Here is a 12,072-nt window from a genome sequence, read left to right on the forward strand (position 1 = left end):
TGAATGATTAAAAATAAGAGCTTGAAAAACCTATTAAGAAATTGCGTTACTAACAAGTCTCGTAATGGAAAAAACAAATAAAAGATGACGTCATATACTGTCATACAGGTAGACGATTGGTGGAGGTTCGCTTTATGACTGCTTACCATTTTGTGGGAATTAAAGGATCGGGTATGAGTGCTCTTGCACAAATACTGCATGATATGAATATTGAAGTGCAGGGTTCCGATTACGAAAAAGAATTTTTTACACAATTGGCATTAGAAAAAGCCGGGATTAAAATCCTTCCTTTTAACGAGGAAAATATTCAACCTGGAATGACAATCATTGCAGGAAATGCGTTTCCGGATAGTCATCCGGAAATCGTGAAGGCAAAAGAACTTGATTTGCCGATTATCCGTTATCACCGCTTCCTAGGTGATTTCATGAAAAATTTCATTAGCGTGGCCGTTACGGGAGCGCATGGTAAAACATCGACGACCGGCTTGCTTGCCCATGTAATGGGGGGCGCTAAACCGACATCCTTCTTAATTGGGGATGGAACGGGTAAAGGAATCGTGAATTCTGATTACTTCGTATTCGAAGCATGTGAATATCGCCGTCATTTCCTTTCCTATTATCCGGATTATGCAATCATGACGAATATCGATTTTGATCATCCTGATTATTACGCCAATGTCGAAGACGTGTTCGAGGCTTTCCAAACGATGGCCCTTCAAGTCAACAAAGGCATCATTGCGTGCGGGGATGATGAGCATTTACCACATATTCAGGCGAAAGTACCGGTTATTTTTTACGGATTTGCAGAAGGAAATGATTTTCAAGCGAAAAATGTTTCCGTCACTCCGGATGGCACGACTTTTGATGTGCATGTAAGGAACAATTACTATGATACATTCACTATTCCTACTTTTGGAAAGCATAATGTATTGAATGCACTTGGTGTCATTGCACTTTGTAAATATGAAAACTTGGATACGGAAGCTGTGAAAGCCCATTTGCGGACTTTTGGCGGAGTTAAACGCCGGTTCTCCGAAAAGGAAATCGGAAGTCAGATCATCATTGATGATTATGCACACCATCCGACCGAGATCTCTGCAACTGTCGACTCGGCTCGTCAGAAATATCCAGAGCGTGAAGTTGTTGCAGTATTCCAGCCACATACTTTCTCGAGAACGCAGGCATTCCTGGATGAATTCGCCGACAGCTTGAATTTGGCCGACAAAGTATACTTATGTGAAATTTTTGGATCTGCTCGTGAACATCAAGGGAAGTTATCGATTGAAGATCTTCAAGATAAGATTCCCGGTGCCGAGCTGATTACGGAGAACACAACATCAAAATTGCAACATCATGAAAACAGTGTCGTGTTATTCATGGGTGCGGGGGACATTCAAAAGTTCCAGGCAGCCTACGAGCATTCACTGCAGGTAAAATAAAAAAAACGACCATCCGTTAGTAGCGGGTCGGTCGTTTTTTTATTGGTTTTTATGTTATTTCAAATTTTCAGGATTTAAATTTTCCAATTCCGGTAAAACGAAGCGGCCGTCCTTACGTATCAAGACGTCATCAAAATGGATTTCCCCGCCGCCATATTCAGGCCGCTGGATATTGACCAGGTCCCAGTGAATGTCTGAATGGTTTCCGTTAAAGGCATCATCATAGCATTGCCCGGGAGTGAAATGAAAACTTCCATCAATTTTTTCATCAAAGAGGATATCTTGCATCGGGTGTAGAATATATGGATTTACACCAATTGCAAATTCACCGACATATCGTGCGCCTTCATCAGTATCAAAAATTTTGTTGATGCGTTCCGTATCATTCGCAACCGCTTCAACGATTTTTCCATCCTTGAATGTCAACTTCACGTTTTCAAAAGTAAAACCCTGATAAGGGGACGGAGTATTATACGAAATCACTCCATTGATGGAATCTTTAACCGGGGCCGTATATACTTCACCGTCAGGAATGTTCAGCTCACCCGCACATTTGATGGCTTTGATGTCTTTGATGGAGAAGGTTAAGTCCGTACCGGGCCCAGTTAAGCGGACCTTATCCGTTTTATCCATCAATTCAACAAGATTGTCCATTGCTCCGCTCATTTTGCCATAGTCGAGGTTGCAGACTTCGAAATAAAAGTCTTCAAATGCTTCTGTACTCATTTTGGCTAATTGGGCCATTGAATTTGTCGGGTAGCGAAGTACGACCCATTTTGTGTTTGGCACGCGGATATTTCTATGTACTTTACCGACTGTCTGTCCATGAATCGCCATCTTCTCTGAAGGGACATCGGATTGTTCATTGATATTATCCCCGGCACGAAGCCCGATATAAGCATCCATCTGTTTCATTACGTTTGCTTCAAACTCACCCATCAACTTGTACTGTTCTTCTTTGGCACCCATCAGCAAGGCACGATCCACTTGGTGATCCTTTAAAAGGACGAATGGGTAACCACCTGCTGCATAGGCTTCATTCACAAGTGCGTTAACAAGTTCACGCTGCAATCCGAAGTTTTCGATCAAGATTCTTTCACCTTTTTGAAGCTTCACGGAATAATTGATTAAGTTTTTGGCCAATGTACCAATTCTGGGATCTTTCATAAAAAATACCTCCATTGTTTAAATTCGACTTATCTTTTCTATCATACCCGATTTCCTGCCATAAGTGTCACCTATGAATTTCACGGAGGAACTGGATGCAGACAACAATATTTCCAGATTAGGGTTTGATAGGGTATATTGAAAAAATAAATAAGTTTATAATAATAGGGAAGGGGTAATTAATATCTAACAGCTATTAAATAAGTCGATTTTTATTTCGGAGGTGTTCCAATGGAGATTATTTTGTACGTAAGTGCTGCAGTTGCAGCGATAGCTTTTTTGGTACTTGTTATTTTTCTAACAAAGGTACTGACATCACTTCAAACTACCCTGGACAGTGTGGCCCGGACGCTGACAGGACTAGAGAGCCAAATGCAGGGCATAACGCTCGAAACTACTCAGTTATTACATAAAACGAATACGTTGGCTGAAGATTTGCAGCAAAAGTCGGAAAACCTGAACACGGTGGTGGATGCAGTGAAGGATGTAGGCACATCCATCTCTAGCTTTAATTCTTCCATCCAAAAGGTTTCCCATAAAGTGCAGGCTGAGATTGATAATAATCAAGAACGAATCTCACAAATTGTACAATGGAGCAATGTAGCCATGGAGATCAGGGACAAGTGGAAGGCCAGAAGCAAACAGGCTGCCCCGACCCCTACTGAAAGGGCGGAGTTAGAAAGGGAAGCGCTTGAAACAGATGACCTGCCTAAAAAAAGGTTTTTACGTTCTAGATCTTAAGATCTAGTTAAATAAAAAAATGAACTGAAAATTGAAAGGGGAATGTATTATGACTCAAAAAGAATTTCCGACAAAAGATTATCAGAAATCATATGAGGACGAACGCGACTCGATCAATTCTAAGGACTTTATGATTGGCGCCTTGATTGGCGGCATGATCGGAGCGGCCACAGCTTTATTCATGGCTCCGAAAACAGGCAAGGAATTAAGGAATGATTTCAATGAACAAGCTAGAAACATTTCAGAGAAAACAGAAAGATTAAGACAAACGGCGATGGAAAAAGGGACAGTCCTTGCTGATACTGCAAAAGAAAAAACGAGCTCTGTCACGGAAATCGTTTCCAATAAATCCTCAAATATCGTCAATAAAGTGAAAAGCCTAAAAACGGGAAAAGAAAACGGGGACGCGGCTGATGATACGACGAATTCCAGCAATAAGGATATAGATGTAACCGGAACTTCCGATGCTCCTATCGTATCCGTCGAAACGAACTTTGCTAACGGAAATGACTCGGAAAATAATCCTGCAGATCCTACAAGCGGAAACAAGAATGCTGCAAAATTAAAACTTGATGAAGCGAAAAAGGCATTTGATGAAACAGAGAATAATCTAAAGAAATAAATTCCTTGGATTCCTTCAAAGGGGATGAAAAGGCATAAAGGGACGAAGAATAAGGCGGTGAAGTGCTTTGATGGCTTCATCGCCTTTTTGATGGTAAGATTTATATGGACAAGGAAAGGAGATCGTTTTATGGTCATGAGTAAAATCGAAACAGAAGAACAATTCAATGAGCTTCTAAAAGAGGATACATTCCTGCTTTTCAAGCATAGTGTAACATGCCCGGTCAGTGCTGAAGCATTTGAACAATATCAGAGGTACATCTTGGAGAACGAACAACTTAAAACGGCCTATTTAGCCGTTCAGGAAGCTCGTCCACTATCTAACTATGTGGCAGAAACATTTGATGTCAAACATCAATCACCTCAGGCCATCCTTTTTAAAGGTGGAAAACCTGCCTGGAATGAATCTCATTGGCGGATTACATATGATTCATTGAGCAAGGCCATTACTGAATGAATGAATGAATGAATGAAGGCCGGATCCCTTTAGTAAGGGGTCCGGCCTTTTATTATTCCATTTGGTGGCCATGGGAATTTTAAACGGTCTCCAGGGGAACCCTTTTCTTTAAAGGCCCTTCCTGTTCAAGTGGAAGACGATTTGATCATGTCCAATTTCTCTTTAAGGTAAAATATCGATTAAATTATAGCTTTCTTGTTCTATTTCCAATATAATTCCTACAATGGATTGTTCCAATATTCAGTCTAATTCGTTTTTCCTGCATGTAACACCTGATTTTATGCATTCATAACTTTAATGCTTAAAAGCGTTTAATTATTAAAGAAAAATATAGTGACATTTATGGACACTTCATTTATAATTGATTTAATCATACATGAAATATTCTAAATTTTTCATTGATAATACAATCGGGTGGACATTCGAGGATCCAGATGGGATTTTTTTAGTTGGAGTCCGCTGAACCGATTTCTATTTTAAAAAACGAAGGGATGGATATGTAATGAGCAACAAAGAGCTTGATGGACTTCGTAATCAACTGGATGATGTGAACCTTCAGTTATTACATCTTATTAATCAACGTGCTGAACTTGTACAGGAAATTGGTCGCGTTAAAGAAAAACAAGGTGTAAACCGTTACGATCCGGTCCGTGAAAGAACAATGCTGGATCTTATCGAAGCCAATAATCAAGGACCGCTTGATCTTGGTTCGATTAAACATATTTTCAAAGAAATCTTTAAATTAGGCTTGGAGCTTCAAAAAGATGATCAGAAGAAAACGCTTCTTGTATCAAGAAAACAAAAGGCTGAAGACACGATCATCGACATTAAAGGTGAATTGGTAGGTAACGGAATCCCTAGCTTCGTTTTCGGACCATGTGCCGTTGAATCTTATGAACAAACAGCTGCGGTGGCGGAAGTCATTAAAGCTAAAGGCCTGAAATTGATGCGCGGCGGTGCATTTAAGCCACGTACATCTCCATATGACTTCCAAGGGCTTGGTTTGGAAGGTTTACAAATACTTAAACGTGTTGCTGATGAATACGGCTTGGCTGTTATCAGTGAAATCGTGAGTGCCAACGATATTGAAGCGGCGATCGATCATATCGATGTCATCCAAATCGGTGCGCGCAACATGCAAAACTTCGACTTGCTTAAAGCTGCAGGTGCTGTAAATAAACCAGTTCTTTTAAAGCGTGGACTGGCGGCAACGATCGAAGAGTTCATTCATGCAGCGGAATACATCATGTCGCAGGGCAATGGCAACATCATCCTTTGTGAACGCGGTATCCGTACTTACGAAAAAGCAACAAGAAATACACTTGATATCTCGGCTGTACCGATTTTAAAACAAGAAACTCATTTACCGGTCATGGTTGATGTGACGCATTCAACTGGACGTCGCGATCTTCTCCTTCCTACGGCTAAAGCGGCTCTTGCAATCGGTGCTGACGGTGTTATGGCTGAAGTGCATCCAGATCCTTCCGTTGCTTTATCTGATTCTGCACAGCAAATGGACTTCAAACAATTTGATGAATTCTACGATGAAATTAAACGTTTGAACTGGGTAACAGTATAAACCAAGAAAGTCTTTAAATGATCTACTTACGGCCCTTACCAACTTGGCAAGGGCTTTTTTTAATGGTAAAATACTAGTTTTTACAGAAAAAGCTTCGAAATAAGCACTATTGGATTGCAGGAAAGATTCTACTATCGTATGATAAATAACAAGAATGAGAACTGTTCGGAAGATTGAGTCATACATAAAGTGATATCTATGTGAATTTTATACTTAAATAGGGTATTGAATATTTGACTGAGAAGAGAGTAGGACTGCATTTTTGTTAGGCAGGTCGTTCCTAAAATAATCTTCCTTATAGAGAAAAACGCATAAAAGATCTTTTTCCGAAATAATTCGGGTCTTTTATGGGGAAAATGAAAGAAATGGAGGAATGGATGAATGAATAATATAACCATTTATGATGTGGCGCGTGAGGCGAATGTTTCCATGGCCACCGTTTCCCGCGTAGTTAACGGGAATCCAAATGTAAAGCCTGCAACAAGGAAGAAAGTTTCCGATGTGATTGAGAAGTTAGGGTATCGCCCCAATGCAGTGGCAAGGGGACTTGCCTCAAAGAAAACGACTACAGTCGGGGTTATCATCCCGGATATCTCGAGCATCTTTTTTGCCGAATTGGCACGGGGCATAGAAGATATAGCCACAATGTATAAATACAATATCATTCTTAGCAGTTCTGATGAGAATATAGATAAGGAATTCCATTTGCTGAATACGATGCTTGGAAAACAAGTGGATGGTATCGTGTTCATGGGCGGCAACATCTCTGATGAGCATGTTAAAGAGTTTAAGAATTCACCGGTTCCAATCGTTCTGGCAGGTTCGGTGGATGAAAGCGGGCAAGTTCCATCGGTTAATATTGATTATGAGGCGGCGGCATTTGACGCAGTGACATTCTTTGCTAATAAAGGCCACAAGCATATCGCTTTTGTAAGCGGAAACCCTTCCGCGCTGATTAATGAAATGAAATTGACTGGTTATAAACGAGGATTGAAAGAAGCGGGACTTTCATTTGATGAAAGTTATATTGTTGAAGGTGATTATACATATGATTCAGGAATTGAATCTTTTGAAAAGTACCTGGAAGTTGAAGACAGACCGACGGCATTCATCGCCGGTGCTGATGAAATGGCTCTTGGAATTGTCCATGCCGCACAGGACAAAGGGTATAATGTACCGGAAGACTTTGAAGTGATCAGCTTCGATAACACAAGATTGACATTGATGGTGCGTCCGCAAATCACCACGATCGTTCAACCTTTATATGACATTGGTGCAGTTGCGATGAGGCTCCTTACAAAGTTGATGAATAAAGAACAAGTGGAGGAAGGTCTTGAAAAAGTGATCCTCCCGCACCGGATTGAAAACCGACAATCAACGAAATAAACTTGTTTGGAGAGTGTCCCGGAGGGCACTCTCTTTTTATTTCCCAACCCGAACAAAAAAGATCGTTTTTCAACGATCTTTTAACTTTGTTCATTGCTTTTCGACGTTTGCTTGGAAGACCTGATGGGATAAAGGGCCTTTTCAAGCGTCAGGGCATTCTTCTCGGTAATTTCAGGCTTCCTGGGAATCGGTTCGTAAATATCCTCCATGTCATCCCATTCATCCGGCAGCGTGACAGGAGACTCAGGCTGCCAGCAATCGAGCCATTCCTTTGATAGGGGACCAGATAGATCATTGTTCGTCATTTCAAGCCAGACCCTCGCCCAAGCCCTCGGGACGACGCGCCATATATCATATCCGCCGCCGCCTACTGCAATCCACCGTCCTTCGCAAAACTTATGGGCCATTTCGTGGGCCAACTTTGGTATTTCCCTATAAATCTTCATGGTGGCAGATAAATGGGTGAGCGGATCGTAATAATGGGAATCCGCCCCGTTTTGCGTTAATATGACATCCGGTTTGAAGAATTCAATGACCTCCTTAAAGGAAGCCCTATAACATTCGAGCCAGGATTCATCTTCAGTGAACGCATCGACCGGGATGTTGAATGAATAGCCGTAGCCTTTTCCCTGACCCCGCTCGTTAATATTGCCGGTGCCGGGAAATAAGTAGCGCCCCGTTTCATGAATGGATAGGGTGCATACATCGGGATCATCATAAAATGACCATTGGACTCCGTCACCATGATGTGCATCGGTATCGACATACAAGACACGTGCCCCATATTTTTTTTGCAGGTATTTAATCGCGACCGAACTATCATTGTAAATGCAAAAGCCTGAGGCCTTCCCCCGGAAACCGTGATGCAGGCCCCCGCCAAGATTAAGTGCGTGCTGGGACTGACCGGTCATGACGGCATCCACAGCCGTCAAGGTACCGCCTACAAGCAAGGCACTCGCTTCGTGCATTTTGGGGAAGATAGGGGTATCCTCTGTTCCCAGTCCATAATTTACTGCCTTTTCAGGGGGGAGCATTCCCTGGCCCGCCAGTTTGACAGCGTTTACATAATGGTGATCATGGATCAGTTCCAATTCTTCAACGGTAGCCATTCTGGGCTTGATAATTTGATCATCATTGATGGCATGGTGTTTTTTTAATAAATCAAGCGTGAGTTTAAGCCGCTTTTGATTGAATGGATGTTCATCGTTGAATTTGTAGGTAAGCAGTTCATCCGAATAGACGAAAAGGGAGGTGTCATTCATGTGAAATCCCCGGTAGGCTAGGCCATAAAACGGTATAGCCTTCTTTCTTCAAATCCTCCACCACCATAAATGGATTCATCGTCTGTACACGAATTACAAGAATTTTATAATCGCTTCCATTTTTTTCAGGATAAACAAGGGTGCTCAGGATATTCGAATTGCGCCTTTTGAAAATATGGGCAATATCATGAAGGGAACCTGCCTTATCCGGGATTCTGATTTCAATTTGGGAACCGGGCTGATTGACTCCAGTCAACTCAACGTATGAATGAAGTAAATCGGAACCGGTTATGATGCCCACTAACTTCCTTCCCGTTACGATTGGTAGGCAGCTGATATTGTTATCACAGAAAACAGCCCCGATTTCTTCCACGAAATCCAGCGGGTGCCCCGTGATTATTTCCGTTTTCATGATGCTTGATAATGGTTTTTGTAAATCATTTTTGTATTCTGCGGTACGGAATATAGAAGGTGCAGCATCCCGAATATCTCGGTCGCTGACTAATCCCACAAGATGATAGCTGTCATCGACAATGGGTATATGGCGAATCCGCTTCTCCTTGATGATCATGACAGCGCTATGGATTGTATCTGTTGGAGTGAGGGTGATAATATCCTCATTCATTATTGTTTCTACAATCATTTTCCTTCCTCCTCTTATTCGCCTCTTTAATACATAAACCGATTCATAAAACGCAATTGGTCGAACTTCTGGATGGATTCAGGCGGGACTCTTTTGCCGATACGGGCCATCAGGCAGTTGGCCGGGTGGGAACTGATTTCAGGATCATCTGTTGCAAAGTAGACCAAGCCACCCGCACTCATCATTTTTTCCATGACTTTGCGATAATCCCAAATATTCAGGCCTGTCCCTTTCAAATCCCAATGCCAATAGTATTCAGTGGTGATGATGATGAAGTCTTCAACCGAATCGTCTTCCATGGAAAGGCGGATCAGGTTCTTCCCGACGGAGGCACCCCGGTATTTAGGGATGACCTCGATTGCGCCAAGCTCAATCAGATCCTCCATCTTAATTTCCGACCAGCGCTCCAAGGGATCGGGATATAAGTAAGTTACATACCCCACGATCGTTTCATTTTCACGGGCGATGAAGATCCTGCCCTCAGGCAAGTCTGCAATCTCTATTAACGCTTTATGCTGCGAAGCAGGCGGGCGAAAGGCGACCAAATCTTCGTGAAACCCATAACAGGACATCTTTTCGCCATTCAACGGACCTTCGATGATGAGCGTCCCGCTCGATGTCTGCAGTTCTTTAGTATAAAAGGTCTTATTATATTCCATTCTTTCACCACCCTTGTTATGTAGTAATCTTACACTCTGGCATTCCGGAGTAAAAGAAGCGTTGCTTTTAAAAACTGGCCGAATGGAAAGCTTAAATAAATTATACATAAAAACAAGGGGCATAATTTAGAAAGTTCAACACATATATGAATCTTTTGTTACAAGTGCTTCCTCTTTCCCAGCCATCAACATGAATTCACCTTAACTCTACCATACTTGTCATTCTCAAAATTCAGCAAGCAGGATTTTCCCTAATATGGAAGCTCTTAATATTTTAAAAATTGAGAAAATTGTCTTTTTATACTATAATAAAAATATAGAGCCGAATGAAGGGGGAGTTTGTCGTATGAATGTGAAAGCGTTGCCAGTAGTGGAAGGTAATTTTAATTTAAAGAATTATGATGAAAAATACAAGAAGTTTGACTGGTCTGAGACGGAAAAGGAATTCTCCTGGTCTGAAACCGGTAAAGTGAATCTTGCATATGAAGCCATTGACCGCCATGCCGAAACATACAAAAAGAATAAGATAGCCCTTTATTACAAAGACGATAAAAGAAATGAAAAGTATACATTCAAGGAAATGAAAGATTATACGAATCAAGCGGCCAATGTGTTCAAGAACATTGCAAATGTGGAAAAAGGTGATCGAGTTTTCATCTTCATGCCTCGCTCCCCGGAGCTTTATTTTGCATTGTTGGGTGCGATTAAAACGGGAGCGGTCGTTGGGCCGTTGTTCGAAGCATTCATGGAAGGCGCAATAAGGGATCGCCTTGAAGATAGTGAGGCAAGTGTGATTGTGACGACACCTGAACTATTGCCGCGCGTCCCAGTGGATGAGCTACCCCATTTAAAGCATATTTTCTTGGTGGGGGAAAATATAAAAGAAGAAGGAAAGTACCATCACTTCAATAAAAAATTAAAAGAAGCCGACAAAGATTTCGATATTGAATGGGTGGATCGGAATGACGGTCTGATTCTTCACTATACCTCCGGTTCCACAGGCAGACCAAAAGGAGTGCTTCATGTCCATAATGCGATGATCCAGCATTATCAAACGGCAAGGTGGGTCCTTGATTTGCAGGATGAGGATGTGTATTGGTGCACAGCGGACCCTGGATGGGTGACAGGGACGTCTTACGGGATTTTTGGACCTTGGCTGACAGGAACCTCGAATGTCATTGTAGGCGGGCGGTTCAAGCCTGAATCCTGGTACAAGACCTTGGAGGACTTTGGTGTCACGGTATGGTATAGTGCCCCGACGGCCTTCAGGATGCTGATGGGCGCAGGTGACGAAATCGTTAAGCGGTTCGATTTAAGCACTCTCCGCCATATCTTAAGTGTCGGTGAACCGTTGAATCCGGAAGTGGTGCGTTGGGGAATGAAGGTATTCAATCATCGTATCCATGATACATGGTGGATGACGGAGACCGGGGCTCAGGTAATCTGCAATTATCCTTGCCTGGAAATCAAACCGGGTTCGATGGGCAAACCGATTCCTGGTGTGAAGGCGGCGATAGTGGATGATCAAGGCAACGAGCTTCCGCCGCATAGAATGGGGAACCTTGCCATCAAGAAAGGTTGGCCATCGATGATGAAGACCGTCTGGAAGAATGAAGCGAAATATGAATCTTACTTTATGCCAGGTGATTGGTATGTTTCGGGAGATTCCGCATATATGGATGAAGATGGTTATTTCTGGTTTCAAGGCCGTGTTGATGATGTCATCATGACGGCAGGGGAGAGAGTCGGACCTTTCGAAGTGGAAAGCAAGTTGGTCGAGCATCCTGCCGTAGCTGAAGCGGGGGTCATCGGTAAGCCGGATCCGGTTCGGGGGGAAATTATCAAAGCGTTTATCGCCCTTCGTGACGGATACGATGCAAACGATGAGTTGATTGAGGAAATTCGTACATTTGTAAAGCGTGGTCTAGCAGCACATGCGGCACCTCGTGAAATTGAATTCAGGGATAAACTTCCTAAAACAAGAAGCGGTAAAATCATGCGCCGTGTCCTGAAAGCTTGGGAACTTGATTTGCCAACTGGTGATTTATCATCGATGGAGGATTGAGAAACTGAGCCGTGCTGATTATTGAAAAGGAAAAGGCATCCATTGTCCCTTTC

The 12,072-nt window shown here is 42.4% G+C and carries 11 protein-coding genes; 7 read left to right on the forward strand and 4 right to left on the reverse strand.

Going from position 1 to position 12,072, the window contains the following annotated elements:
* The first annotated feature begins 134 nt into the window (after positions 1-134).
* Positions 135-1,439 carry a UDP-N-acetylmuramate--L-alanine ligase gene (murC, locus tag ACFRAK_RS03645; protein ID WP_387602319.1) on the forward strand — a complete coding sequence of 435 codons (1,305 nt, stop codon included), beginning with the start codon at positions 135-137 and terminating at the stop codon, positions 1,437-1,439.
* A gap of 54 nt (positions 1,440-1,493) precedes the next feature.
* On the opposite strand, the gene ACFRAK_RS03650 is transcribed toward murC, so the two are convergent.
* Positions 1,494-2,606 carry an aminopeptidase gene (locus ACFRAK_RS03650; RefSeq protein ID WP_394571324.1) on the reverse strand — a complete coding sequence of 371 codons (1,113 nt, stop codon included), beginning with the start codon at positions 2,604-2,606 and terminating at the stop codon, positions 1,494-1,496.
* A gap of 231 nt (positions 2,607-2,837) precedes the next feature.
* Here ACFRAK_RS03650 and ACFRAK_RS03655 point away from each other — a divergent pair, with 231 nt between their 5' ends.
* The 5 genes from ACFRAK_RS03655 (at position 2,838) to ccpA (ending at position 7,390) form a co-directional block, all read left to right on the forward strand.
* Positions 2,838-3,347 (forward strand): DUF948 domain-containing protein, encoded by a 510-nt coding sequence (locus ACFRAK_RS03655; RefSeq protein WP_260285456.1) that lies wholly within the window; start codon positions 2,838-2,840, stop codon positions 3,345-3,347.
* Between the two features lie 49 nt (positions 3,348-3,396).
* Positions 3,397-3,969, forward strand: a complete 573-nt coding sequence (locus tag ACFRAK_RS03660) for a YtxH domain-containing protein (protein ID WP_260285455.1) — start codon at positions 3,397-3,399, stop codon at positions 3,967-3,969.
* Between the two features lie 129 nt (positions 3,970-4,098).
* On the forward strand, positions 4,099-4,425 hold the full coding sequence (gene ytxJ / locus ACFRAK_RS03665; RefSeq protein WP_260285454.1) for a bacillithiol system redox-active protein YtxJ: 327 nt from the start codon (positions 4,099-4,101) through the stop codon (positions 4,423-4,425).
* Between the two features lie 502 nt (positions 4,426-4,927).
* A complete protein-coding gene (locus ACFRAK_RS03670; protein WP_034309244.1) occupies positions 4,928-6,004 on the forward strand; it encodes a bifunctional 3-deoxy-7-phosphoheptulonate synthase/chorismate mutase in 1,077 nt (358 codons plus the stop codon).
* A 381-nt stretch (positions 6,005-6,385) separates the two neighbouring features.
* Positions 6,386-7,390, forward strand: coding sequence for a catabolite control protein A (gene ccpA, locus ACFRAK_RS03675; RefSeq protein ID WP_192206083.1), 1,005 nt, complete (start codon positions 6,386-6,388; stop codon positions 7,388-7,390).
* Between the two features lie 80 nt (positions 7,391-7,470).
* Here ccpA and ACFRAK_RS03680 read toward each other — a convergent pair whose 3' ends face one another.
* From ACFRAK_RS03680 to ACFRAK_RS03690, 3 genes are read right to left on the reverse strand one after another with little or no spacing between them, the layout of a single operon-like run.
* Complete coding sequence (locus ACFRAK_RS03680) at positions 7,471-8,652, reverse strand: acetoin utilization protein AcuC (protein ID WP_387705710.1); 1,182 nt, start codon at positions 8,650-8,652, stop codon at positions 7,471-7,473.
* Positions 8,645-9,295 carry an acetoin utilization AcuB family protein gene (locus tag ACFRAK_RS03685; protein ID WP_260285451.1) on the reverse strand — a complete coding sequence of 217 codons (651 nt, stop codon included), beginning with the start codon at positions 9,293-9,295 and terminating at the stop codon, positions 8,645-8,647. The genes ACFRAK_RS03680 and ACFRAK_RS03685 overlap by 8 nt, the downstream gene beginning before the upstream one ends.
* Before the next feature lie 26 nt (positions 9,296-9,321).
* Positions 9,322-9,954: a GNAT family N-acetyltransferase gene (locus ACFRAK_RS03690; protein WP_387602332.1), complete on the reverse strand. Its 633-nt coding sequence runs from the start codon at positions 9,952-9,954 to the stop codon at positions 9,322-9,324.
* A gap of 346 nt (positions 9,955-10,300) precedes the next feature.
* Here ACFRAK_RS03690 and acsA point away from each other — a divergent pair, with 346 nt between their 5' ends.
* Entirely contained in the window at positions 10,301-12,019 is a 1,719-nt protein-coding gene (acsA, locus tag ACFRAK_RS03695; RefSeq protein WP_387602335.1) for an acetate--CoA ligase, read from the forward strand.
* Positions 12,020-12,072: the final 53 nt, after the last annotated feature.

Source organism: Peribacillus sp. NPDC056705 (assembly GCF_043656335.1).

Bases quoted from the DNA above. Each gene is read 5' to 3' on its own strand.
- acsA (WP_387602335.1), top strand. From the start codon at position 10,301: ATGAATGTGAAAGCGTTGCCAGTAGTGGAAGGTAATTTTAATTTAAAG.
- murC (WP_387602319.1), top strand. From the start codon at position 135: ATGACTGCTTACCATTTTGTGGGAATTAAAGGATCGGGTATGAGTGCT.
- ytxJ (WP_260285454.1), top strand. From the start codon at position 4,099: ATGGTCATGAGTAAAATCGAAACAGAAGAACAATTCAATGAGCTTCTA.
- ACFRAK_RS03660 (WP_260285455.1), top strand. From the start codon at position 3,397: ATGACTCAAAAAGAATTTCCGACAAAAGATTATCAGAAATCATATGAG.
- ACFRAK_RS03680 (WP_387705710.1), bottom strand. From the start codon at position 8,652: ATGAATGACACCTCCCTTTTCGTCTATTCGGATGAACTGCTTACCTAC.
- ACFRAK_RS03685 (WP_260285451.1), bottom strand. From the start codon at position 9,295: ATGATTGTAGAAACAATAATGAATGAGGATATTATCACCCTCACTCCA.
- ACFRAK_RS03650 (WP_394571324.1), bottom strand. From the start codon at position 2,606: ATGAAAGATCCCAGAATTGGTACATTGGCCAAAAACTTAATCAATTAT.
- ACFRAK_RS03655 (WP_260285456.1), top strand. From the start codon at position 2,838: ATGGAGATTATTTTGTACGTAAGTGCTGCAGTTGCAGCGATAGCTTTT.
- ccpA (WP_192206083.1), top strand. From the start codon at position 6,386: ATGAATAATATAACCATTTATGATGTGGCGCGTGAGGCGAATGTTTCC.
- ACFRAK_RS03670 (WP_034309244.1), top strand. From the start codon at position 4,928: ATGAGCAACAAAGAGCTTGATGGACTTCGTAATCAACTGGATGATGTG.
- ACFRAK_RS03690 (WP_387602332.1), bottom strand. From the start codon at position 9,954: ATGGAATATAATAAGACCTTTTATACTAAAGAACTGCAGACATCGAGC.